The sequence below is a fragment of the Cupriavidus sp. SK-4 genome (assembly GCF_000611125.1).
Classification (GTDB): Bacteria; Pseudomonadota; Gammaproteobacteria; order Burkholderiales; family Burkholderiaceae; genus Cupriavidus; species Cupriavidus necator.
Genome location: NZ_JFJW01000159.1, coordinates 24427 through 47132, shown reverse-complemented (window position 1 = coordinate 47132; position 22706 = coordinate 24427). Strand labels below are relative to the sequence as shown.

At 68.7% G+C, this 22706-nt stretch carries 20 protein-coding genes and 2 pseudogenes; 17 read left to right on the top strand and 5 right to left on the bottom strand.

Annotation, left to right across the window (positions count from 1 at the left end; all coding sequences use genetic code 11):
• Positions 1 to 46 precede the first annotated feature (46 nt).
• The 8 genes and pseudogenes from CF68_RS31300 to CF68_RS31265 all read left to right on the top strand — a co-directional run bounded on the left by CF68_RS31300 (position 47) and on the right by CF68_RS31265 (position 9283).
• A complete protein-coding gene (locus tag CF68_RS31300; RefSeq protein ID WP_035826674.1) occupies positions 47 to 1240 on the top strand; it encodes an acyl-CoA dehydrogenase family protein in 1194 nt (397 codons plus the stop codon).
• Positions 1241 to 1265: 25 nt separating this feature from the next.
• A pseudogene (locus CF68_RS31295) lies at positions 1266 to 3075 on the top strand (FAD-dependent oxidoreductase).
• The gene (locus CF68_RS31290) at positions 3072 to 3596 is read left to right on the top strand and encodes a flavin reductase family protein (RefSeq protein WP_035826672.1); all 525 of its coding nucleotides are present in this window, start codon (positions 3072 to 3074) and stop codon (positions 3594 to 3596) included. The pseudogene CF68_RS31295 and the gene CF68_RS31290 overlap by 4 nt, the downstream one beginning before the upstream one ends.
• Positions 3541 to 4850: pseudogene (locus CF68_RS31285) on the top strand (FAD-binding protein); the annotation flags it as partial. The gene CF68_RS31290 and the pseudogene CF68_RS31285, both read left to right, overlap by 56 nt.
• Before the next feature lie 466 nt (positions 4851 to 5316).
• Positions 5317 to 6081: an SDR family oxidoreductase gene (locus tag CF68_RS31280; RefSeq protein ID WP_010813994.1), complete on the top strand. Its 765-nt coding sequence runs from the start codon at positions 5317 to 5319 to the stop codon at positions 6079 to 6081.
• Positions 6082 to 6109: 28 nt separating this feature from the next.
• The gene (locus tag CF68_RS31275) at positions 6110 to 7177 is read left to right on the top strand and encodes a ferredoxin--NADP reductase (RefSeq protein ID WP_035826670.1); all 1068 of its coding nucleotides are present in this window, start codon (positions 6110 to 6112) and stop codon (positions 7175 to 7177) included.
• Between the two features lies 1 nt (position 7178).
• Positions 7179 to 8819, top strand: a complete 1641-nt coding sequence (locus CF68_RS31270) for a FadD3 family acyl-CoA ligase (RefSeq protein ID WP_035826667.1) — start codon at positions 7179 to 7181, stop codon at positions 8817 to 8819.
• Positions 8819 to 9283 (top strand): nuclear transport factor 2 family protein, encoded by a 465-nt coding sequence (locus CF68_RS31265; protein WP_051591779.1) that lies wholly within the window; start codon positions 8819 to 8821, stop codon positions 9281 to 9283. The genes CF68_RS31270 and CF68_RS31265 overlap by 1 nt, the downstream gene beginning before the upstream one ends.
• A 198-nt stretch (positions 9284 to 9481) precedes the next feature.
• On the opposite strand, the gene CF68_RS31260 is transcribed toward CF68_RS31265, so the two are convergent.
• Complete coding sequence (locus CF68_RS31260) at positions 9482 to 10348, bottom strand: SDR family NAD(P)-dependent oxidoreductase (protein ID WP_035826665.1); 867 nt, start codon at positions 10346 to 10348, stop codon at positions 9482 to 9484.
• A 208-nt stretch (positions 10349 to 10556) separates the two neighbouring features.
• Between CF68_RS31260 and CF68_RS31255 the strand changes: the two genes are divergently transcribed.
• Genes CF68_RS31255 through CF68_RS31245 form a run of 3 tightly spaced genes read left to right on the top strand, consistent with a single transcriptional unit; the run spans position 10557 to position 12614 of the window.
• Positions 10557 to 10976: a nuclear transport factor 2 family protein gene (locus CF68_RS31255; protein ID WP_035826663.1), complete on the top strand. Its 420-nt coding sequence runs from the start codon at positions 10557 to 10559 to the stop codon at positions 10974 to 10976.
• Positions 10973 to 11830, top strand: coding sequence for an SDR family NAD(P)-dependent oxidoreductase (locus tag CF68_RS31250; RefSeq protein ID WP_084187559.1), 858 nt, complete (start codon positions 10973 to 10975; stop codon positions 11828 to 11830). Before CF68_RS31255 ends, CF68_RS31250 begins: the two co-directional genes overlap by 4 nt.
• A gap of 25 nt (positions 11831 to 11855) precedes the next feature.
• Positions 11856 to 12614, top strand: a complete 759-nt coding sequence (locus tag CF68_RS31245) for a glucose 1-dehydrogenase (RefSeq protein WP_035826660.1) — start codon at positions 11856 to 11858, stop codon at positions 12612 to 12614.
• Between the two features lie 45 nt (positions 12615 to 12659).
• Here CF68_RS31245 and CF68_RS31240 read toward each other — a convergent pair whose 3' ends face one another.
• Both CF68_RS31240 and CF68_RS31235 read right to left on the bottom strand, forming a co-directional pair.
• Complete coding sequence (locus CF68_RS31240; RefSeq protein WP_035826658.1) at positions 12660 to 13559, bottom strand: NAD(P)-dependent oxidoreductase; 900 nt, start codon at positions 13557 to 13559, stop codon at positions 12660 to 12662.
• A gap of 43 nt (positions 13560 to 13602) precedes the next feature.
• Positions 13603 to 14433, bottom strand: coding sequence for an SDR family NAD(P)-dependent oxidoreductase (locus tag CF68_RS31235; protein WP_035826656.1), 831 nt, complete (start codon positions 14431 to 14433; stop codon positions 13603 to 13605).
• A gap of 232 nt (positions 14434 to 14665) precedes the next feature.
• On the opposite strand from CF68_RS31235, the gene CF68_RS31230 reads away from it, so the two are divergent.
• Positions 14666 to 15853 carry a helix-turn-helix transcriptional regulator gene (locus CF68_RS31230; RefSeq protein WP_035826653.1) on the top strand — a complete coding sequence of 396 codons (1188 nt, stop codon included), beginning with the start codon at positions 14666 to 14668 and terminating at the stop codon, positions 15851 to 15853.
• 82 nt (positions 15854 to 15935) lie between these two features.
• Here the strand turns inward: CF68_RS31230 and CF68_RS31225 are convergent, their stop codons facing one another.
• Together CF68_RS31225 and CF68_RS31220 are read right to left on the bottom strand one after the other, a co-directional pair.
• Entirely contained in the window at positions 15936 to 17303 is a 1368-nt protein-coding gene (locus tag CF68_RS31225; RefSeq protein WP_035826651.1) for a HipA domain-containing protein, read from the bottom strand.
• Positions 17303 to 17602, bottom strand: a complete 300-nt coding sequence (locus CF68_RS31220; protein WP_051591778.1) for a helix-turn-helix domain-containing protein — start codon at positions 17600 to 17602, stop codon at positions 17303 to 17305. The genes CF68_RS31225 and CF68_RS31220 overlap by 1 nt, the downstream gene beginning before the upstream one ends.
• Positions 17603 to 18113: 511 nt before the next feature.
• Between CF68_RS31220 and CF68_RS31215 the strand changes: the two genes are divergently transcribed.
• Genes CF68_RS31215 through CF68_RS31195 form a run of 5 tightly spaced genes read left to right on the top strand, consistent with a single transcriptional unit; the run spans position 18114 to position 22706 of the window.
• Positions 18114 to 19010, top strand: a complete 897-nt coding sequence (locus CF68_RS31215; RefSeq protein WP_035826648.1) for a VOC family protein — start codon at positions 18114 to 18116, stop codon at positions 19008 to 19010.
• 7 nt (positions 19011 to 19017) lie between these two features.
• Positions 19018 to 19908 carry a CoA transferase subunit A gene (locus tag CF68_RS31210; RefSeq protein ID WP_035826646.1) on the top strand — a complete coding sequence of 297 codons (891 nt, stop codon included), beginning with the start codon at positions 19018 to 19020 and terminating at the stop codon, positions 19906 to 19908.
• Between the two features lie 23 nt (positions 19909 to 19931).
• The gene (locus CF68_RS31205) at positions 19932 to 20732 is read left to right on the top strand and encodes a CoA-transferase subunit beta (protein WP_035826643.1); all 801 of its coding nucleotides are present in this window, start codon (positions 19932 to 19934) and stop codon (positions 20730 to 20732) included.
• 7 nt (positions 20733 to 20739) lie between these two features.
• A complete protein-coding gene (locus CF68_RS31200) occupies positions 20740 to 21627 on the top strand; it encodes an enoyl-CoA hydratase (protein ID WP_035826639.1) in 888 nt (295 codons plus the stop codon).
• Positions 21624 to 22706 (top strand): nitronate monooxygenase family protein, encoded by a 1083-nt coding sequence (locus CF68_RS31195; protein ID WP_035826636.1) that lies wholly within the window; start codon positions 21624 to 21626, stop codon positions 22704 to 22706. Before CF68_RS31200 ends, CF68_RS31195 begins: the two co-directional genes overlap by 4 nt.

Below are 22706 nucleotides of genomic sequence, written 5' to 3'. Positions count from 1 at the left end.
TCGATGCCAGCCCAAGACAAAGCGACATAGCAACAAGGAGACCGCGGTGCATCACGACAACAATCCCAAGGAACTGGCGGCACGCCTGATCGCGCGTGCCGAGCAGATGATTCCGGTGCTGGCCGAGCGCGCAGCGCAGGCCGAGGCCGAAGCGCGCATTCCCGCCGAGACCATTGCCGACATGCAGGCCGCGGGCTTCTTCAAGGTGCTGCAGCCCCGCCGCCACGGCGGCTACGAACTCGATCCGCAGACCTTCTTCCGCATCCAGATGGCGCTGGCCAAGGGCTGCATGTCCACCGCCTGGGTCTATGGCGTGGTCGGCGTGCACAACTGGCAGCTGGCGCTGTTCGACGAGCGCGCGCAGCAGGAAGTGTGGGGCAGCAACCCTGCCACGCTGATCGCCTCGACCTATATGCCGGTGGGCAAGGTCACGCCGGTGGAAGGCGGCTATCGCTTCTCCGGCCACTGGAAGTTCTCCAGCGGCAGCGAGCTGTGCGACTGGATCTTCCTGGGCGGGCTGGTGCCGCCGGCGGAGCCGGGCGGCGCCTATGACTACCGCACCTTCCTGCTGCCGCGCTCCGACTACAAGATCGTGCGCAACTGGGATGTGCTGGGCCTGCGCGCGACCGGCAGCCACGATATCGTGGTCGAGGACGTGTTCGTGCCCGATTACCGCACCCACCGCGCCGTCGATGGCGCCATGGGCACCAGCCCGGGGCTGGCGGTCAATGACGCGCCGCTGTACCGGCTGCCGTTCGCGCAGATCTTCGTGCGCGCGGTGTGCACCGCCTGCATCGGCGCGCTGGAAGGCACGCTCGATGACTTTGTCGCCTATGCCGACGGCCGCGTCAGCAGCAACGGTGGCGGCAAGACCGCGGAAGACGGCGGCGCGCAGATGGCTTGCGCCAACGCGCAGGTCGCCATCGACGAGATGCGGACCATCCTTGAGCGCAATTTCGACGAGCTGCTGGCCGTTGCGCGTGAAGGCGGCCAGGTGCAGACCCCGCGCCGCCTGCATTTCCGCTACCAGTCCGCGCAAGTGGCCGAGCGCTGCGCGCAGCTGGCCAACGGCCTGCTGCGCTATGCCGGCGGCAACGGCATCTACCGCAGCAACCCGATGGTGCGCCGCTTCCTCGACCTGCATGCGGCCCGCGCCCACTACGCCAACAACCTGGACCGCTTCGGCCAGAACCTGGGCGGCGTGATGATGGGCCGCGCCAACACTGACTTCTTCATCTGAGCCGCGCGCCGCACGGAGATCCAATATGAGCCAGAGCAGAGCGCGCATGCAGCCCAGCGAGTTCGACGTGGTGGTGGTCGGCTCGGGCGCCGGCGGCATGCTGGCCGCCTGCCGCGCCGCGGACCGCGGACTGTCGGTGGTGGTGCTGGAAAAGAGCAGCCAGTACGGCGGCACCTCGGCGGTGTCCGGCGGCGGCATCTGGATTCCGCTCAACCACCATATCGCGCCGGCAGGCGGGCGCGACGACTACGCCACGGCGCTGGAGTACATCCTGGCGTGCGCCGGCGAGCACGGCGATCCGCAGCGCGTGCGCGCCTATCTTGAGCAGGCGCCGCGCATGCTCCAGTACCTGGAGCAGCAGGCCGGCGTGCGCTACTACACGCTGCCGCGCTACGCGGACTACTTCCAGAAGGTTCCGGGCGCGATGCCGGGCTACCGCGCGCTCGACCCGATGCCGTTCGACGGCGCGCAGCTGCGCGAGGAATTCGCGCGGCTGCGGCCGCCGTCGCCGGGCACGCTGGGGGGGGGGGGGGGGGGCTCCGGGGGGTGGGGGCCCGCCGTCGCCGGGCACGCTGGTGGGCGGGCGCGTGGCCGTGACCTCGGCCGAGGCGCATGCGCTGCTGTGCCGCGCGCCCGGCTGGCTGGGCCTGGCGGTGCGCCAGTTTGCCCGCTACTGGCTCGACCTGGGCTGGCGCCGCAAGACCCGGCGAGACCGCCGGCTCACGCTCGGCAACAGCCTGGTCGGCGGCCTGCGGCGGGCCATGATGGACCGCGCGATTCCGCTGTGGCTCGACACCGCGCTGCAGGACCTGATCGTCGAGGACGGCACCGTGCGCGGCGTGCGCGCGGTGCAGGACGGGCGCGTGGTGGAGATCCGCGCGCTGCGCGGCGTGATCCTGGCGGCCGGCGGCTTCGAGCGCAACCAGGCCATGCGCGAACAGTACCTGCCGCAACCGACCCAGGCCGCCTGGAGCGCGACCCCGCCCAACAACACCGGCGACGGCATCCGCGCCGCCCAGGCCGCCGGCGCCGGCGTGGCGCTGATGTCCCACGTCTGGGGCGCACCCACCGTGCATGTGCAGGGCGAGGAAAAGCAGCGCGCGCTCTTTATCGAACGCGCCATGCCCGGCTGCCTGGTGGTGAACGGGCAGGGCCGGCGCTTCGTCAACGAGGCCGCGCCGTATTCCGAGTTCGTTCCCGCCATGTACCGCGACCACGAGAAGACCGGCAGCAGCGTGCCGGCGTGGATGGTGTTCGACGCCACCTTCCGCCACAAATACCCGTGCGGGCCGATCCTGCCCGGCTCGGTCATGCCGGACCGCAGCATTCCGGCAAGCCTGTCCGGCATCCTGGTGCGCGCCGACTCGCTGGCGCAGCTGGCGCAGCGGATCGGTGTCGATGCCGGCGGTCTGGCCGACAGCGTGGCGCGCATGAACCACTATGCGGCCACCGGCGTGGACGAGGAGTTCGGCAAGGGCGACAACCTGTTCGATACCTACTACAGCGACCCGGCAGTGCAGCCCAACCCGTGCCTGGCGCCAATCGGCAAGGCGCCGTTCTACGCCGTGCGCATCGATGCCGGCGACATCGGCACCAAGGGCGGCCTGGTGACGGACGCCAGCGCGCGCGTGCTGCGCGACGACGGCAGCGCCATCGCCGGACTGTTCGCCATCGGCAATACCAGTGCCTCGATGATGGGCACCAGCTATCCCGGCGCGGGCTCCACCCTGGGCCCGGCCATGACCTTCGGCTTTATCGCTGCCGACGTGCTCTCGCAGAACGCGCGCCAGCCTGCCGCCGCGCCCCATGCTCAAACCGTACAGGAGGCCTTATGAGCGCCAACCCCGAACCCAGCACCGCATTGCGCGATGACATGCTGATGGCGATGCGCCGCATGGCGCGCTCGGTGGCGGTGATCAGCTGCCGCCATGGCGAGCGCCGCTATTCGATGTCCGTGACCGCAGTCGATTCGCTGTCCGCGGACCCGCCTTCGCTGCTGATCTGCATCAACCGCAATTCTTCGATCTACCCGCCGCTGGATGCCGGCGCGGACTTCTGCATCAACCTGCTGGCAGCCGACCACCGCGATATCGCGGTGGACTGCAGCGGCCGGCTCAAGGGCGAGGAACGCTTCACCAGTGGCGAGTGGGAGGACGACCTGCTTGGCGTGCCGTGCCTGCGCGACGCGCAGGCGAACCTGGTGTGCCAGCAGGATGGCCGCTTCGACTACGGCACGCACGCGGTCTTCATCGGGCGCCTGCGCGAGGTAAAGCTGGCCGGCGAGGTGTCGCCGCTGGTCTATGTCGACGGTGCCTATACCACGTCCGCGCCGCTTGGCGCACTGTGTTCGGCATAAGCCGGGAGCGCAAGCCAGCATGTACCCTCCGCCCGATTCCGCCACGCCGGTCCACGCGCCGCTGCGCCTCGACGATCCGGACGCCCACCCGTGGCAGGCCGCCTGCGATGCCGTGGTGGTGGGCTTCGGCGCTGCCGGGGCCTGCGCCGCGCTGGAAGCCGCGCATGGCGGCGCGCGCGTGATCGTTGCGGAACGCTTCGAAGGCGGTGGCGCCAGCGCCAAGAGCGGCGGGGTGGTCTACGCGGGTGGCGGCACGCCCTACCAGTCAGCCGCGGGCTATGCCGATACACCGCAGGCGATGGCGGACTACCTGCGCCAGGAGACCGGCGGGGTCGTCAGCGATGCCACGCTGCAGGCGTTCTGCCAGTGCAGCCGTGACATGATCGGCTGGCTGGAAGGCCTGGGCGTGCGCTTTGCCGCCACCGTGCCGCCGCGCAAGACCTCGTATCCGGCGCAGCCCTATTACCTCTATTACTCCGGCAACGAAGCGGTCGCTGCCTACGCGCAACACGCCGCGCCCGCGCCGCGCGGCCACCGCGTGAAAGGCCCCGGCATGTCCGGCCGCACGCTGTACGCCGTCCTGCGCGCCGCCGTGCAGGCCCGGCCGGAGGTGGCGGTGATGCGCCAGACCGCGGCGCGGCGGCTGATTCTCGACAAGGACGGCGCGGTCGTCGGCATCGAGCTGTGGCAGCTGCCGCCGGGACGCCACCAGAAGCGCCACGCCCGCCTGGCGCGCCTGGCCGAGCGCCTGCACAACGCAGCGCCTGCGCTGGCCGACCTGCTGCGCGAGCGCGTGCTGCAACTGGAACTGCGCCATGCGCGCCCGGTTGCGGTGCGCACCGGCGCGGTGGTGCTGGCCACCGGCGGCTTTATCTTCAACCGCGCCATGGTGGCGCGCCACGCCGGCAAGTACCTGCAGACCTGGCGCCTTGGCACGACCGGCTGCGATGGCAGCGGCATCCGCCTTGGCGAGTCGGCGGGCGCGGCCACGCGGCACCTGGAGCGGGTCTCGGCATGGCGCTTCATCAATCCGCCGTTCGACTGGGCGCGCGGCTGCGTGGTCGATGCGCAGGGTGCGCGCATCGGCAACGAGGAAACCTACGGCGCGACCCTTGGCCACGCCATCTGCGAACGGCACGGCGGGCGGGCCTGGCTGGTCCTGAACCGCGAACTGGCGCGCGCCGCCCTGCGCGAATGCCTGGGCGGCCGGCTGTGGGCCTTCCAGGCCTTGCCCGCGGCGCTGCTGATGCTGGCNNGATGCTGGCGGGGGCGCGGCGCGCCGCCAGCCTCGAAGCGCTTGCCAGCAAGCTGGGCATGCCCGGCGCGGCGCTGCGGGCTACCGTCGATGCCTATAACGCCGCGTCCCGGGGCGAGATCCCCGATCCGGCCGGCAAGTCGGCGCCGATGTGCGCGTCGCTCGAAACCGGGCCGTGGCTTGCCATCGACATCTCGGCCAACAGCCGCGTCTTTCCGTGTCCTGCCATCACGCTGGGCGGATTGTCGGTGGAAGAGTCCAGTGGCCGTGTATTGGCCGCCGCTGGCGGGGCACCCATTCCAGGGCTCTACGCCGTGGGCCGCACTGCCGTCGGCATCGCATCCAACCATTACGTAAGCGGCCTGTCGCTTGCCGACTGCATCTGGTCGGGGCGCAACGCGGGCCGCCACCTGACACGACAGCCTGCCGGCGACCGGCAGGCACACACCAACGAGGAGACCACCCATGAGCCAACGTACTGAAGGAAAGATCGCCATCGTCACCGGGGCCGCCAGCGGCGTCGGCAAGGAAGACGCGCTGCTGCTGGCGCGCGAGGGCGCGCGCGTGGTGCTGACCGACCTCAACGAGGAAGCGGGCCACGCCCTGGCGCGCGAGATCGGCGAAACCGCGCTGTTCGTGCCGCATGACATCGCCAGCGAAGCCGGCTGGCAGCAGGTGATGGCGCGCACCGAAAAGCAATTCGGCGCGCCCAGCGTGCTGGTCAACAATGCCGCCATCCTGTTGCTGGGTTCGGTCGAGGACGCCACGCTCGAGCAATGGCAGCGCGTGATGCGCATCAACGCCGACGGCTACTTCCTCGGCTGCAAGTACGGCGTGGCCGCGATGAAGGCGGGCGGCGGCAGCATCGTCAATATGTCGTCGGTGGCGGCGCTGGGCGGCATGGGCGCGTTCTGCGCCTACAGCGCGAGCAAGGGCGCGGTGGCCGCGCTCACGCGCGCCGTAGCGGGGCACTGCAAGCAGAGCGGCTACCGGATCCGCTGCAACTCGATCCACCCGGACGGCATCCTCACGCCGATGACCGCGGCCTTCCTGCCGGGCGGTGCCACGGCCCTGCCGGAGGAGGTGGGCGGCGCCGAACCGATGCAGCGCATGTGCCATCCGCGCGACGTGGCCAACCTGGTGCTGTTCCTGGCCTCCGACGAATCGCGCTTTATCAACGGTGCGGAACTGCGCATCGACAACGCGCAGACCATCATGGGCGTGGCCTGACCCCGCCCTCAAGCAGAAGAAGGACATCATGGCGCCAGTGCAATTCCACCGGCTGCAGATCGCCGAAGTGGTCACGGAAACGGACCAGGCGCATTCGCTGGTATTCGCGCTACCGGACGGCCTGCGCGATGCGTTTGCCTACCGTCCCGGGCAGTTCCTGACCCTGCGCGTGCCCGTGGACGGCGTGCCGCTGCAGCGCTGCTATTCGCTGTCGAGCACGCCTGAGGTGGACAACGCCCTGCGCGTGACGATCAAGCGCGTGCAGAGCGGGCGCGTGTCCAACTGGATCTGCGATCACCTGGGCGCGGGCGATACGGTCGAGGTGATGCCGCCCGCCGGGGTGTTCACCCCGCCCGCGCTGCATGGCGATTTCCTGCTGCTGGCCGGCGGCAGCGGCATCACGCCGGTGCTGTCGATCGCCAAGGCGGCGCTGCGCCACGGGCGCGGCGCGGTCACGCTGGTCTATGCCAACCGCGACGAGCGCTCCATCATCTTCCGCGAGGCGCTTGCGGAACTGGCGCGCAGCCACCCTGGCCGGCTGCGCGTGATCCACTGGCTCGACAGCGTGCAGGGGCCGCCCACGCAGCGCCAGATCGAGGAACTGGTGCGGCCGTGGAGCATGGCGCAATGCTTTGTGTGCGGGCCCGGCCCGTTCATGGACGGCGCCCAGGCCGCGCTGCAGGCCCTGGGGGTGCCGCGCGGGCAGCTGCACGTGGAGCGCTTCGTGTCCTTGCCCGATGGGCCGACGGCAAAGGCGCCGGCAAGCGGGGCCGCCAGCGCGCGGGACACCGTCCCAGCGTCTCCCGCGCCCGCGATGCGCGGCGCAGAACTGACCGTGCAGCTCGACGGCGAGACCCACCACGTCGGCGTGGCGCCGGACGAAACCGTGCTCGACGCCCTGCAGCGCGCCGGCGTGGCCGCGCCCAATTCCTGCCGCGCCGGGCTGTGCGGCGCCTGCATGTGCCAGGTGACGCAGGGCGACGTGACGCTCGGCGAGAACCATGTGCTCGACCGTGCCGACCTGGAGGCGGGCTGGACCCTGGCTTGCCAGGCCCGCCCGTCCAGCGCCGAAATCCACCTGAAGTTCCCGGATTGACATGACCCCATCTGACATCATCGACGCCATTGCGGCACCGGCCGGCCTCGACCTCGATCTCGCCGCCGCCAACGACGACATTGCCGCGACCATTCCCGAGCTGGTGCGGCGCGCGGCCAGGCGCCACGGCGAGCGCATCGCCATCCAGGAAGACGGGCTACGCCTCACCTACGCCGCGCTCGACGCCAGCCGGATACAGGCGGCCCGGGCGCTGATGGCGCTGGGCGCGCAGCCCGGCGACCGGGTTGCCGTCTGGGCGCCCAACTTCTCCGAATGGATCATCGCGGCGCTGGCCACGCACAGCATAGGCGCGGCGCTGGTGCCGCTCAACACGCGCATGAAGGGCGCCGAAGCCGGTGACGTGCTGGCCGACAGCGGCGCGCGCCTGCTGTTCTGCGTCGACGCTTTCCTCGGCGAAAGCTATCCGCAGATGCTGGCGCCGCACCGCCCCGCCACGCTGGAGCGGCTGTTGATCCTGCGCCCCGGGCAGGGCCGCACGCCCGGCCCCGACGAGCTGGCCTGGGAAGCCTTCCTCGCGCTGGCGCCACAGACGGACATGGCGGCGTTCGCAAAGTGCGAGGCTGGGGTGCGCGGCGACACGCTGATGGACATCATGTTCACCTCGGGCACCACCGGGCGCCCCAAGGGCGTGATGACCGCCCACGCGCAGAACCTGCGCGCCATCGACGGCTGGGCCGCAATCACCGGGGTGCGGCCGGGCGACCGCTACCTGATCGTCAATCCGTTCTTCCATACCTTCGGCTACAAGGCCGGATGGCTCGCCGCGCTGTCGCGCGGGGCCACGGTGCTGCCCCACCTGGTGTTCGACGCCGAGGCCGTGATGACGCGCGTGGAGAACGAACGCATCACGGTGCTGCCCGGACCGCCGACGCTCTACCAGACCCTGCTCAACGCGCCGCGCCTGCGTGAGTTCGACCTGTCGTCGCTGCGCGTCGCGGTGACCGGCGCCTCGGCGATCGCGCCGGCGCTGATCCAGCGCATGCGCGACGAACTGGGCTTCGACACCATCATCACCGGCTACGGCCTGACCGAATCGTGCGGCTTTGCCACGCTGACCCGCGCCGGCGACGACGCCGAAACCGTCGCCGCCACCTCCGGCCGCGCCATGCCGGGCATCGAGATCCGCTGCATCGATGGGCAGGGGCAGCCGGCCGCCACCGGCGAGGCGGGCGAGGTGCTGGTGCGGGGCTACAACGTGATGCAGGGCTACTTCGGCCTGCCCGAAGCCACCGCCGAAGCCATCGACAGCGAAGGCTGGCTGCATACCGGCGATGTCGGCACGCTCGATGCGCGCGGCTACCTGCGCATCACCGACCGCATCAAGGACATGTTTATCGTGGGCGGCTTCAACTGCTACCCGGCGGAGGTGGAGAAGCTGCTGGTGGCGCATCCGGCCGTGGCCCAGGTGGCGGTGGTGGGCATGCCGCATGAGCGGCTGGGCGAAGTGGGGCGTGCCTACGTGGTGCTGCGCCACGGCGCGCGCGTGGACGCCGAAACCCTGATCGCCTGGGCGCGCCGGCACATGGCCAACTACAAGGTGCCGCGCGAGGTGCTGTTCGTGACGTCGCTGCCGGTCAGCGCGGCAGGCAAGGTGTTGAAGTACCAGTTGCGTGAAGCCTGATGTACAAGGAACCGATCATGACCGACATTGCCGCCATTGCCGACCGCGTCGCGCGGCTGGAAGCCGCGGAGGCGATCCGCGCGCTCAAGCTGCGCTACCTGCGCGCTTGCGATGACAAGGATCCTGACGCGATGCGCGCCTGCTTCGTGCCGGACAACGCGCATATCCACTATGACCGGATCGGCAGCTTTGCGGGGCGCGAGGCGCTGGTGCAGTGCTTTGCGGAGCTGGCTTGCCGGCCAACGCTGCGGGAGATGCATTTTGCGGGGCAGGGGGATATCCGTGTGCTGGATGAGAATACGGCGCAGGGTAGCTGGGATCTGGCTTACCTGGCGCTGGATGATGCCAGTGGTTCGCGTACGTTCCTGACCGGGCGCTATGCAGATGAGTATGTGCGGGTTGATGGTGCGTGGATGATCCGGTCGACGGTGTTTACGACGGGTTTGTTGTCGGAGGGCGCGTAGAGGAAGCGCTTGCGGCGACGGTTTGCTCCCCTCTCCCGCTTGCGGGAGAGGGGCAGGGGTGAGGGTAGGCGCTGGCATACCGACGGCTTTACTTCGTTGAAGCTCCAGCCCTCACCCCCACCCCTCGCCCACTTCGCGGGAGAGGGGTGCGTACGCGAGAGGTGGTGGCAAGTTCCAGCGCTCGCGCGCGCCCAATTCCTATTCCACAATCGCCGGATGCACAGGCGGCGGCCCGCCCAGTGCCTGCCGGTACGACGGCGGCTGCACCCCCTCGGCATCGACGATGCCATAGGCCAGCGCCGCCTCGGCGCCGATCAGCACGCGGCCGGACTTATCCATCAGCGCGGGATCGCGATACAGCGCATCAACAATCCGCCCCGTGAACTCCGGCGTCTCCGCCACCGGCGCGAATCCCGCGTACTTGTCCGGATGCTTCTCCCATACCCGCAGCGTGCGCGCCGTGCGCAGCGGCCCCATCCACAGCGACACCGCCGCGACGCCGTAGGGCCGCAGGTCGACCGCCATGTCGTGCGCGAACTTGTCGATGCCAGCCTTCTGCGCGCCGTAGGCCGGACCGTGCATATAGCAGTTGGCACCAAATGACGAGGTGAACACGATCAGCCCGCGGCCCTGCGCGGCCATCATGGGCGCGGCATGCCAGCTGGCCACGTAACCTGAGCGCAGGCCCACGTCGAGAATCCCGGCCATCTCCAGCGGCTTCTGCCAGAACGGCCCCGGCATGATGAGCTCGTCGTGCAGGAAGGTCGCATTGTTGACCAGGATGTCGATCCGACCGGATTCCTCGCGCACACGCGCGAACAGATGCGCCACTTGCGCATCGTCGCGATGATCGCACGCGACCGCGATGCCGCGCCCGCCCAGCGCATCGATCTCGCGCGCCGTGGCGTGGATGGTGCCGGGCAGCGGCGCGCTGCCTTCCTGCTCGGTGCGTCCGGTCACGTACACCGTAGCGCCCGCCGCACCGAGCGCCAGCGCGATGCCCTTGCCGGCACCGCGCGAGCCGCCCGTGACGACCGCGACGATGGCCTGTTCCGCCTGCTTCATGTGTGTCTCCTGTGTCATTGATGTCATCGAAGCTTGGGGCGGGCGCGGCGTCGTTACATCCTTCGTTCGGACTAAGCGCTACCCGGTCCGGATACTCCACGTGGACGATGGCCCCCGGCGCGGCAAGGCCGACGATAGTCCCCATCCCAACGACCGCCCGCGCGCCGTATCGCGGCAACGGCGGTCACAACAAGGAGTGAGACTGGCCATGTCTGAACTGGAGTGCAAAGAAGCCATCCATGCCCTGACCTGCCGCTATGCGCAGGCGGTGGACCGGCGCGATTTTCCGAAACTGGCTGCGCTGTTCACGGCGGACGCATGGCTGAGCGGGCCGGGCTTCCGCATGGACGGAGCGCAGGCGATTGCTGACGGCATGGCATCGCTCGGCCAGTACAGCGCCACGCAGCATCACGTGCACCAGCAACTGGTCGAAGTCGATGGCGATACCGCGACCGGCGAGACCTATTGCGTGGCCAACCACCTGTACGAGCAGGACGGCGCGCCGCGCAAGCTGGACTGGGGCATCCGCTACCAGGACCGCTTCGTGCGGCGCGGCGGCCAGTGGCGCATTGCCGCGCGCGAGCTGGTGGTGGACTGGACGCAGGACCTGCCGCTGCGGGGGGCATGATGACGACGACCCGTGTACTGGAAGGCAAGACGGCCCTCGTCACCGGCGGCGCCGGCGGCATCGGTGCGGCCAGCGCGCTGGCGCTGCTGCGCGACGGCGCGGCGGTGGTCCTCATGGGGCGGCGGCGCGAAGCGCTGGAAGCGGCACGGCGCAGCCTGTGCGCGCAGGTGGCCGGCGCCACCGTGGCAATCAGCGTCGGCGACGCCTGCCGCGAGGATGACGTGCAGGCCGCGCTGCAGAAGGCCTGGGAGCTGGAGCGGCGCCTCGATATCGTGGTCGCGACCGTTGGCGGGGGCGGTTTCCGTCCGCTGCTGATGCATGACGCGGCCTCGTTGATGGCGGAGCTGGAGCTGAACCTCGCCAGCGCATTCCTGGCGGTGCGCCACGCGTCGCCGCTGATGGCGCCGCATGGCGGCGCCATCGTCTGTATCTCGTCGAACGCGGCGCGCATGACCTGCCGCTGGCTGTCGGCGTACTGCGCCGCCAAGGCGGGACTGGAAGCGTTCGTGCGCGCCGCGGCCGAGGAGCTGGCGGGATGCGGCATCCGCGTCAATGCGGTGCGGCCGGGGCTCACCCGCTCCGGCGCGACCGGGCCGATGTTCGACAACCCGGCCATGCTCGACAAGTTCGTCGCGCAGATGCCGCTGGGCCGCGCCGGAGAACCGGACGACATTGCCAGCGCGGTGCGCTACCTGGCCGGGCCGGAATCGGGCTGGGTGACCGGACAGAGCATCGCCGTGGACGGTGGCAGCGAGCTGCGCGGCAATCCCATCCTCGATGAAACCGTGGCTGCGGTGTATGGCCACGCCGCGCTGCAGGCCGTGCTGGCCGGCAGGATTCCCGAAGCCGGCTGAAGCCGGCAACCCAAGGAGAGAAACGATGCATCAAGTCAAGGACAAGGTTGCGCTGGTGACCGGTGCGGCCAGCGGGGTCGGGCGCGCCGACGCGCTGCTGCTGGCGGCAGAAGGCGCGCGCGTGGTCATCAGCGATGTCAACCAGGACGCCGGGCAGGCACTGGCCCGCGAGATCGGGGATGCGGCCATGTTCGTGCGCCACGACATTGCCAGCGAGGAGGACTGGCGCAAGGCCATGGCCGCCACACAGGACCGCTTCGGCCGGCTCGACGTGCTGGTCAACAATGCGGCCATCTGTCCGCTCGGGTCGATCGAGGAAACCTCGCTCGACAGCTGGCGGCAGGTCATGCGCGTCAATGCCGACGGCTATTTCCTGGGCTGCAGGTTCGGTGTGCAGGCAATGAAGGGCAACCCCGCCGGGGGCTCCATCGTGGTGATGTCGTCGGTGGCGGCGCTGGGCGGGCTGCCGATGATGTGCGCGTACAGCGGCGCCAAGGGCGCCGTTACCGCGCTGACGCGCAGCGTGGCCGTGCACTGCAAGCAGAACGGCTACCGGATCCGCTGCAACTCGATCCATCCCGATGGTGTCTGGACGCCGATGACGCAGGCGCTGGTGCCGGACCTGGATCCGGCCACGCTTGGTATCGGCACCGACCCGATGGCACGCATGTGCCAGCCGGAGGATGTGGCCAACCTGGTCCTGTTTCTGGCTTCGGACGCGTCGCGCTTTATCAATGGCGCGGAATTGCGCATCGATAACGCGCAGTTGATCTCGGGGCTGTAAGGCCCGCTGCGGCGGCCCGCGCAAGCAGGCCGCCGCGGCGCCAGGCTAGCTGTACTGCGTCACGATCTCGCCGACCGTGCGCAGGATGTCGCGGCGGCGATAGCCGAGCAGGGCGGTCTCGGCCGCATCCGGCTCGTAGTAGAGGGTGTTGCCCCGGCCGAAGCAGATGGCCGAGTCCGGCAGCAAGGGGTGCTCCTGGTCGATGACAGGCGGCACCGGGCGGCCCGCGTCGCGGAAGAAGGCACCGAAATAGTCCTGGAACGACAGGTTCTCGTCACCTACCAGGTAGGCCTTGGCGTTTTCACCGCGCAACAGGGCGCCTTCGATGGCTTCCGAGAGCGAAGTGGCCGAGATGAAATTGACGCCGCCGGGAGGCGCGAAATCCGGCATCGGCGCAAAGTTGCCGCGCGCGTAGTCGGTATAGGCCTTGAACATCGGTACCGTCATGCCCGGCACCGTGCCCACGACAAACGGCGCGTTCACGCTGCTCACGCGGAAGGCGTCGGTGGCCAGCGCGCGCACGGCTTCGTCGGCCAGCTTGCGCGAGCGGATATAGGCGTTGTCCTCGGCCAGCCGCGGCTGCGCCTGCGGGTAGAAGCTGCCGACGTGGACGGCGACCCGGATCCCGGCAGCGCGCGCCGCGCGCAGGAAACGCGGCACGCCCTCGATGTTGGCGCGTTCCCAGTGCGCGGCTTCGTCGCCGCCAGGCGGCACGTGGCGCACATCGTTGCCGGCGGCGAAGACCAGCGCGTCGAAGGCGCCGAGCTGCGCGGCCGGCACATCGTTGGCGATGTAGTCGCAGCGCAGGAAGTCCAGCCCGCCCAGCGCCGTGCCGGGCGCGGGGCGATTGCGGCCCGCGATGGTGACCTCGTGCCCGCGGCTGCGCAGGTGCAGGGCCGCGTGGCCCCCGATCATGCCGGTGCCGCCGACGATCAGTATCTTCATGCTTGTCTCCTTGGTGGGGTGGTGTGGCCGCGGTGCGCGGCCATCAGAGGTTCATGCCGTTGCCGCCGATGACCGGCATGTTGGTCCACGCGCCCTTGGGGTCGCGATACCAGCCGGCCGCGGCCAGGGCGCCGCCGTTGACATGCAGCGCCGTGCCGGTGATCCAGGCCGCGCGCGGGCCGGCCAGGAACAGGATGCCGTCGGCAATGTCGCGCGGCGTACCGAAGCGGCCCAGCGGAATCCAGCGCGGGATATGGTGCTGGTGTTCCGGCGCGACCATCTGCGACACCGGAACCTGCGGCGTTTCGGTGGTCTCGGGGGCGATCAGGTTGACGCGGATGCCCGCCGGCGCCAGCTCCAGCGCCAGGCTCTGCGTGAAGCCGGTGATGGCGGCCTTGAAGGCGCCGTAGACGCTGCAGTACGGAATGCCGCGAAAGGCCTCGATCGACGACACCGTGACGATGCTGCCGGCGGCACTGCGCCGCAGCAGCGGCAGCATGGCGCGCGTGACGGTGAAGACGTGGCCCAGGTTGGCAGCGTACAGGCTGGCGATCTCGTCGTCGGCATAGTGCTCGAACGGCTTGGCGATGCGCAGGAAATCGCCGACGTTGTTGACCAGCACGTCCAGCACGCCGAAGCGCTGTTCGACCTGCGCAGCCAGTTCGCGCACGGTGCCGGCATCGGTGGCATCGCCCTGTACCACCAGAACTTCCGTGCCGGGCTTGCCCAGCAGCGCGCGGGCTTGCTCGGCGCGCTGTGCGTCGATCTCGATCAGCGCCACGCGCGCACCCTGTTCCAGGAAGGCTTGCGCGGTGGCGAGCCCGATGCCGGCGCCGCCGCCGGTGACCAGCACGGTCTTGTCGGTGAAATCCATCTGAGTCGTTCTCCTTCGGTTGCACTGTGGTGTGCAGCCATTTGATCGGCGGCAGGCGCGACGGGCATCGTCCGATTGCAGGTCAGGGAAAACACTGAGAGGGCGCAAACCAGGGCAAACAAGAGCGCTGCGCGCCGGACATCGGCAGGCAGCCTCCCTATAATCTGCGCTGCCCAGGTGCCGCAGAGCACCGGTCAGTCCACGCATGGGGTGTGGAAACAGGAGACAGACAATGTTGATGGCGACCGTTGAGGCGCAAGAGGTGGCGTCGCCCTGGTTTGCGCAGTCCGGACTGAGCCTGCCGCATTTCAGCGCGCTGCTGGCGGCGGTCTACGAAGGGCCGATGGAACCCGTGCCCTGGGGCCGCGCGCTGGAAATGCTGCGCAAGCAACTTGGTGCCAGCTATGTGAGCTTCATCCTGCGCTCACCCGCGAGCGACCGCAGTGGCATCGCGGTGCACGCGTCGCAGGACGGCACTTCGCTGGAGGCCGAGGCGTCGTACAACACCTACTACTACGCCATCGATCCCTTTATCAACCTGCCCACCGACCGGGCCGTGACGGTCGACGAAGCGATGGGCGCCGGCAACTGGTGCCGCAGCGAGATCTACCGGCAGTTCCTGCAGCCGCTTGGCGTGCGCTACCTGCTGGGCGCGGACATCCGCACCGAAGACGGGGTCGAGTGCCGGCTGCGCGTCTGCCGCCAGCACGACGCGCAGGACTTCTCCGAGGTGGACAAGGCGGCGTGTGCCACCATCCTGCCGCACCTGAGGCGCGCGGTCCGGCTGCATTCCAGGCTGGATGTGGTCGAATCGGAGCGCAGCCTCTATGCGGGCGCGATCGACCGCATGCTGGTGGGCATGGTCATCCTCGACGCAGCCGGCGCAATCCTGAAGAAGAATGCGGAAGCCGACGAGATCCTGGCGGAGAACGACGGCATCCGCCTCAATGGCGGTAACTTCGAGATCGCCTACGCACAGGAAAGCCGCAAGTTCCAGTACCTGCTGCGCCGCGCCCAGATGGGGCACCACGGCAGCGCGCCGGCGCTGGCCGAGGCCATGTCGATCACCCGCCCCTCGGGGCGCGGCAAGCTGGGCGTGCTGATCCGCACCATTCCGCTCAGCGAATGGTCGGAAGACCACCGCCATCGCCCGGCCTGCGCGGTCTTTATCCGCGATCCCGAGCGCAAGTCGCGCGCCTCGCACGAGGTGGTGCGCAAGCTGTTCGACCTCACGCCGGCCGAAACCGCGCTGGCACTGGTGCTTGCCGACGGCATGACGCTTGACGAAGCCGCCGAGGCGCTGGGCACCAGCAAGAACACGGCGCGCGCCCACCTGCGCGCGATTTTCTCCAAGACCGGGGTCACGCGGCAGGCCACGCTGGTGCGCATGCTGCTGAGCAGTGTCGTGACGCTCGGCTGAGCGCCAGGGCTGGTCAGGCTTCAAGCGTGCGGTGCGGGTGGGGCGGCACATCGCTCGTTCGGACTAGCCACGCATGCGTTCGTCAAAGGAGTTTCGTGTCGACCTTGGGCACCATGGGCGCCCATTTGAGGAGGTGCGTGGCTTGGGTGCAAATGAAGTCGGAGACCTCTTTCACCAACGCTCTTTCTTCACCGATGTACAAGTCCGCACTGGCTTGCTTCGGAGCCAGGTCCAGCGCCATGGTGGCCATGCGCTTCAACTCGCGGGCGAGGAATGCCGGCCGCGTACCCGTACGGTGTGCGAAGGCGGCCAGCTCGAAGGCCGTGACCTCCTCGAGCCGGAATGCATCGCCGTACGCCATCGCCATGTCTTGCTCGACATGGTCGCCATAGACATTGACCGAAACGAGGTCATAGAGCGGGGCAGGCCGAATCGTCCGTCCCTGGACAAAGAATGAGACATTCTTGCCGTGGGCGTCGCTATTGCCGATGAGCAACTGCAGTATTGCCCACCTCACCAGGAAAGTCGTCGCGGCAGCTGGCAGGTCGAAATGCGGTACCAGCGAAAAAAGCTTCTGGAAGCTGACGCCTTCCCGGATGTTCTGCACGTCCAGCGTATTGCCAAAGTTGCGCTCGTACTTGAACGAGACTGGCAAATCGAGGGCCTGGCAACCGTCAATGACATGCCGGCGCAGCACTTGCTTGATCCGTCCCGGGCTGTCCGGGTCGGTCTTCACAATCCGGTCGAAGCGCTCGATCAGCAGGATCGGCTCAGGAATCCGACGAAGCTCCACTGGCGCCACGGGCAAGCCCATCCGCCTGGCAAGCGTCATGCAGAAATGCTCGTTGGCTACCATGCACGGAGACAGGTGGCTGCGCGACTCGGGCTTCAGGATGTGCGTGGAGCTGAGCGAGCCTTCGACCAGGGCGAGCTGTTCGCCTTCCACCATTACCTGCAGCTTGTCCTGGTAGCCGGCCACGGACAGGCGCACTTTCCCGTCCCAGACGGGAAACGGAACCGCATCGCGGTCGCGAATGCGCTCGGTCAGCTCTTCGTTGGCTATCACCCGCCTGATGGGCTCCAGGACCTGGGCCTTGCGCGGGGCTTCGTCGCCTGGCGCGTCATCATCAAGGGCAAGAAAGCTCAGCGCCCCCACGGGCTCTTTGCCGAGCATGCGAATCAGGCCGAAGGTATTGCTCTTCGATACCTGGAACATGTAGGACGCCACATCCAGTGCGCGTCCTTCCGGCAGGAGGTTGGCGATAAAGCGCTGCACGGCGCCGGCAGCCGGCTCCCCACCGCGTAGCGCGATGTGCGGCGACAGCGAGAACGCCTGCTTGCTGCGCAGCCAGTTCGGGTCGTATGCAAACGTGTACTTATCCGCCGGCGCGTCGAAGCCCAGGAGGCCAACGGCGTCGCCGTTGTTTGAGACCCGCAGCAAATGTGCCATCAGAATGCCTCCGGCGAGTCCGGGCGCAAAGCTCGGAGCGCATCGTCCGTTTCCTGCCTGGTGAGGACCAGCAGGTTCAGCCCAAGGCCGTTCAGGATCTGGAACACTTTGTCGAAACTGACTGGCCGGCCGTTTTCGAGTCTGGACAGCACATCCTTGGAGACCCCAAGCATGTCCGCAGCGTCATCGATGCGCAGTTCGCTTTGCGCCCGCCGGTTTCGCACCAGGGCGCCGAAGGCCGCGAGGTCTCGGGCAAACGGGTCTGGAGCTGGATTCACGCGCGGCAAGGTTCTGGCCATAGTTCTGATATCCCAGGAACAAACGGTTGTTCAGGCTCTGGTTTCTTATTGTTACGACGATATCAGAATTATGGGTCGGCCTACTTGGTCTGGTCAATAGTTCCGATATTCAAGGAATAAAGCCTGCTTGTCGACTTGGCCTCGTTATAGTTCTTATATTTCAGGAACAATATCCAGCTCATGGTGGCTTTTTCGCCATAATTCGAGCTGGAACTTCCACGGATAACGAGGCTTTCCTTCAACCTCCGGCCGCCAACGCAAATCCGACAGGCCCGCCATCCCCACCCAAAAAGCGTGAGGACGCCGCACCGCCAGGCACGGCTTCTGGCTGGTCCAACGCAGTCGCCACAGGCGGGCCAGATCGCAACAATGCGCGGCTGTAGCGCCCAGACCAGCTAGTCCGCCAGGACGATGTGCCCCCAGCCCGCAAGCGAAAGAATCGGTCCCATCGACGGGCTGCCGCATTAGCGCAGCCCACTTCGACACCCACATCGAACCAGAGGAGACCGGCATGTTGGATATCCGTGCGCTTGGCTACATCGTGGTCGAGTCCACCGACCTGGGCCAGTGGCGACACTATGCCGAACAGGTGCTGGGCATGGCCTGTTCCGGCGCCCCCGGCGGTGCGCTGTACGTGAAGATGGACGAGCGCGACTACCGCTATCTGGTGGTGCCGGGAGCGCGCGACCGCTACCTGGCATCGGGCTGGGAGCTGGCCGACGAGCCGGCCTACCGCCATGCGCTCGACACGCTGCGCCAGGCGAACGTTGAGGTCGTGCACGCCAGCGCCGCGGAACTGGCACAGCGCCGCGTGCAGGCCATGGCCTGGTTTGCCGATCCCTCGGGCAACCGCCATGAGATCTCCTGGGGCATGCGCTCGGACTTCCTGCGCTTTGTCTCGCCGGTGGGCGTGCCGCGCTTCATCACGGACCCGATGGGGGCGGGCCATGCGGTCCTGCCCGCGCCGGCCTTCGACGAGACCTATGCCTTCCTGTGCGAGGTGATGGGTTTCGGCCTGTCCGACATCTTCCGCGTGCGCTTTACCAACGACCCGGCCGAGCCGGAAAAGCGCATCCACTTCCTGCATTGCGGCAACGCCCGCCACCACAGCCTGGCGATCTTCGAGATGCCGTCGGAAGCCGGCTGCATCCACGTGATGGCCGAGGTCCCGGACATGGCCGAGGTGGGCCGCGCGCTGGACCGCGTGCAGCAGCACGGCGTGAAGCTCTCGGCCACGCTGGGCCAGCACTGCAATGACCGCATGACTTCCTTCTACATGAAGACCCCCGGCGGCTTCGACCTCGAGTTCGGCCACGGCGGCCTGGAGGTGGACTGGAGCCACCACGCCGCCTACGAGGCCACGCGCGTCAGCCTGTGGGGACACGACTTCAGCATCGGATACCGCTAAACACACCATGACCAAGACAATCGACAAGACCATGAGCGCGGCCGACGTGGTCGGCCAGCTCGCCGATGGCATGACCATCGGCATCGGCGGCTGGGGCCCGCGCCGCAAGCCGATGGCGCTGGTGCGCGAGATCCTGCGCTCGCCACTGAAGGACCTGACCGTGGTCGCCTACGGCGGCCCCGAGGTGGGCATGCTGTGCGCGGCCGGCAAGGTGCGCCGGCTGGTGTTCGGCTTCGTCTCGCTCGACGTGATTCCGCTCGAGCCCTACTTCCGCCGGGCGCGCGAGCGCGGCGTGCTGGAAGTGACGGAGCTTGACGAAGGCATGCTGCAGCTGGGCCTGCGCGCGGCGGCCGCGCGCCTGCCGTTCCTGCCGACGCGCGCCGCGCTGGGCACCGACGTGCTGGACATGAATCCCCAGCTGAAGACGGTGCGCTCGCCCTATGCCGACGGCGAAGTGCTGGTGGCGATGCCGGCGATCGAGCTCGATGCCGCGCTGCTGCACGTGAACGACAGCGATGTGCTCGGCAACACCCGCATCGACGGCCCCGATCCGTTCTTCGATGAATGGTTCGCACGCGCCGCGCACCGCTGCTATGTGAGCTGCGAAACGCTGCACCCGCGCCTGGAGGACGAAGACCTGGCGCGCGCGCGCAACAACGCCTTCGAGCGCTCGCTGGTAAGCGGCGTGGTGCACGCACCTGGCGGCGCCCATCCCACTTCCTGTGCGCCGGCCTATGGCTGGGACCTGCCCGCGCTGAAGGCGTACTGCGCCGGCGCCGAGGCCGAGGACGGCTTCCGCACCTACCGCGACGAGGTGGTGGGCGCGAGCGAAGCGGCCTACCTGGAGCGCATCGGCGGCCTCGGCCACGTGCACGACCTGCCGCTGCCGGTACTTTGAACCCGCCAACCCAAGGAGCGACCGTGAGCGCCACTTATGAATTCACCCGCGCCGAGCTGATGATTGCCGCCGCCGCCCGCGAATGGCGCGACGACGGCGAGGTGCTGGCCACCGGCATCGGCACCGGCCCGCGCATCGCCGCCGGCCTGGCGCGGCTTGCGCACAACCCGGGCCTGCTGCTGACCGACGGCGAGGCCTACCTGGTGGAAACGCCGGTGCCGCTGGGCCCGCGCGAGCCCGGCTACAAGGTGCGCGCGAGCGGCTGGATGGGCTACTCGCGCGTGTTCGACTGCCTGTGGGGCGGGCGGCGCCACGCGCTGGTGATGCCGACGCAGATCGACCGCTTCGGCCAGGCCAATATCTCCTGGCTGGGCGGCACGCATGCGCAGCCAAAGACCCAGTTGCTGGGCGCGCGCGGCTTTCCCGGCAACAGCATCCACCACGCCAATTCCTTCTTCGTGCCGGCCCACAGCACGCGCGCGTTCGTCGCGGGTGAAGTCGATATGGTCTGCAGCGCCGGCTACAACCCGGCCCGCCAGATCGAAGGCATGCGCAGCTTCGTTGACCTGCGCGTGATCGTAACCGACCTGTGCGTGATGGATTTCGGGGGGGCTGACCATGCCATCCGCGTGCGCTCGCTGCACCCGGGCGCGAGCTTCGACCAGGTGCAGGCGGCCACGGGCTTTGCGCTGGCGAATATACCCGGCGAGGCCCTGCCGGAGACGGCGCCGCCGACACCGGAAGAGCTGCGGCTGATCGCCCAGCTTGATCCGCACAACCTGCGCGCGGCCATCGTGCGCGGCAATCCTTCCGGACGCGTGTGAGGCCGACATGACAACGCCAGCTACCGAAGCCATCAGCCTTGGCCCCAATGCCGAGGTGCTCTACCAGGTCGCGGACGGCATTGCCACCGTGACCATGAACCGGCCGCAGTTCCACAACGCGCAGAACTCCAAGATGACCTACGCGCTGGACGAGGCCTACCGGTGCGCCGCCGCGGACGACGCGGTCAAGGTGATCGTGCTGCGCGGGGCCGGCAAGCATTTTTCGGCCGGGCACGACATCGGCACGCCGGGACGCGACATCAACGAGTCGTTCGAGCGTGCCTCGCTCTGGTATGACCACGTCAACAAGCCGGGCGGCGAGTTCCTCTATGCCCGCGAGCAGGAGGTCTACCTGGGCATGTGCCGGCGCTGGCGCGAACTGCCCAAGCCGACCATCGCCATGGTGCATGGCGCCTGCATTGCCGGCGGATTGATGCTGGCATGGGTGTGCGACCTGATCGTGGCGTCGGACGATGCCTTCTTTGCCGATCCGGTGGTGCGCATGGGCATTCCCGGCGTCGAGTACTTCGCCCATCCCTACGAGCTGCATCCGCGCATCGCCAAGGAGTTCCTGTTCCTGGGCGAGCGCATGGGCGCCGAACGCGCCGAGCGCATGGGCATGGTCAACCGCGTGGTGCCGCGCGACGCGCTGGAAGACACCGTCTACGGCATGGCCGCAAAGGTTGCGCAGATGCCGCGGCTGGGCCTGACGCTGACCAAGCAGGCGGTCAACCATGTGGAAGACCTGCAGGGCAAGCGCACCGCGATGGATGCCGTCTTTGCCTGGCACCACTTCGCCCATGCGCACAACGAACTGGTCAGCGGCGACAAGCTCGGCGGCTATGACGCGCGCGCCATGGCCGCTTCGCAACGCACCGGCGAGGACAAGGCATGAGCACCGCGAGCCTGCACACCGTGCTGTGCGACCTGCTGGGCTGTCGCTACCCCATCGTGCAGACGGCGATGGGCTGGGTGGCGGATGCGAAGCTGGTCGCGGCCAGCGGCAATGCCGGGGCCTTCGGCTTCCTGGCCGGCGCCACCATTGCGCCCGGCGAGGTCGAGCGCGAGATCCTGCGCGTGAAGGCGCTCAGCGACCGGCCCTTCGGCATCAACTTCCACATGTTCCAGCCCAACGCGGATGAAGTGATCGAGATGGCGATCCGCCACCGGCTGCGCGCGGTCAGCTACGGGCGCGGCCCGGACGCGAAGATGATCGGCAAGCTCAAGGCGGCTGGCGTGGTCTGCATGCCGACCGTGGGCGCGGCCAAGCATGCGGCCAAGGCCGTGAAACTGGGCGCGGACGTGGTCACCGTGCAGGGCGGCGAGGGCGGCGGCCATACCGGGGGCACGCCGACCACGCTGCTGCTGCCGCAGGTGCTGGACAGCGTGAGCGTGCCGGTGGTGGCCGCCGGCGGCTTCTTCGACGGCCGCGGACTGGCCGCGGCGCTGGCCTACGGCGCGGCCGGCGTGGCCATGGGCACGCGCTTCCTGATGTCGGCCGAATCGCCGGTGCCGGCGCCAACGCTGGAGCGCTACGTCAAGGTGCGCGACCCGGCCAGCATCCGCGTATCGCTGGCCATTGACGGCCTGCCGCAGCGAATGATCGACAACGACCTGCTGCTGGCGCTGGAGAAGGCCGGTCCGCTACGGCGCACCTGGCTGGCGCTGGCGGCCGCGCGCAAATGGCAGGCGCGTACCGGCATGCGCAGCGCGCAGATGCTGGCCACCGCCTGGCGCGCGATGCGCGAGCAGGACTACAGCGCCGCCCAGACCCTGATGGCCGCCAACGCGCCGGTGCTGATCCAGCGCGCGATGGTGGAGGGATGCCCCGATGAAGGCGTGCTGCCCAGCGGCCAGGCCGCCGCGGCGATCCGGGCCATCGAATCCTGCGAACAGATCGTGGCCGGCATGGCCGCGCAGGCACAGGCGCGCCTTGCGGCGCTGGCTGGCGCCGGACTGGCTGCAGCGGCCTGA

Coding starts and splice junctions, on each gene's coding strand:
- CF68_RS31290 (WP_035826672.1), top strand. CDS start 3,072: ATGAGCGCCAACCCCGAACCCAGCACCGCATTGCGCGATGACATGCTG.
- CF68_RS31280 (WP_010813994.1), top strand. CDS start 5,317: ATGAGCCAACGTACTGAAGGAAAGATCGCCATCGTCACCGGGGCCGCC.
- CF68_RS31275 (WP_035826670.1), top strand. CDS start 6,110: ATGGCGCCAGTGCAATTCCACCGGCTGCAGATCGCCGAAGTGGTCACG.
- CF68_RS31270 (WP_035826667.1), top strand. CDS start 7,179: ATGACCCCATCTGACATCATCGACGCCATTGCGGCACCGGCCGGCCTC.
- CF68_RS31265 (WP_051591779.1), top strand. CDS start 8,819: ATGTACAAGGAACCGATCATGACCGACATTGCCGCCATTGCCGACCGC.
- CF68_RS31260 (WP_035826665.1), bottom strand. CDS start 10,348: ATGAAGCAGGCGGAACAGGCCATCGTCGCGGTCGTCACGGGCGGCTCG.
- CF68_RS31255 (WP_035826663.1), top strand. CDS start 10,557: ATGTCTGAACTGGAGTGCAAAGAAGCCATCCATGCCCTGACCTGCCGC.
- CF68_RS31250 (WP_084187559.1), top strand. CDS start 10,973: ATGATGACGACGACCCGTGTACTGGAAGGCAAGACGGCCCTCGTCACC.
- CF68_RS31245 (WP_035826660.1), top strand. CDS start 11,856: ATGCATCAAGTCAAGGACAAGGTTGCGCTGGTGACCGGTGCGGCCAGC.
- CF68_RS31240 (WP_035826658.1), bottom strand. CDS start 13,559: ATGAAGATACTGATCGTCGGCGGCACCGGCATGATCGGGGGCCACGCG.
- CF68_RS31235 (WP_035826656.1), bottom strand. CDS start 14,433: ATGGATTTCACCGACAAGACCGTGCTGGTCACCGGCGGCGGCGCCGGC.
- CF68_RS31230 (WP_035826653.1), top strand. CDS start 14,666: ATGTTGATGGCGACCGTTGAGGCGCAAGAGGTGGCGTCGCCCTGGTTT.
- CF68_RS31225 (WP_035826651.1), bottom strand. CDS start 17,303: ATGGCACATTTGCTGCGGGTCTCAAACAACGGCGACGCCGTTGGCCTC.
- CF68_RS31220 (WP_051591778.1), bottom strand. CDS start 17,602: ATGGCCAGAACCTTGCCGCGCGTGAATCCAGCTCCAGACCCGTTTGCC.
- CF68_RS31215 (WP_035826648.1), top strand. CDS start 18,114: ATGTTGGATATCCGTGCGCTTGGCTACATCGTGGTCGAGTCCACCGAC.
- CF68_RS31210 (WP_035826646.1), top strand. CDS start 19,018: ATGACCAAGACAATCGACAAGACCATGAGCGCGGCCGACGTGGTCGGC.
- CF68_RS31200 (WP_035826639.1), top strand. CDS start 20,740: ATGACAACGCCAGCTACCGAAGCCATCAGCCTTGGCCCCAATGCCGAG.
- CF68_RS31195 (WP_035826636.1), top strand. CDS start 21,624: ATGAGCACCGCGAGCCTGCACACCGTGCTGTGCGACCTGCTGGGCTGT.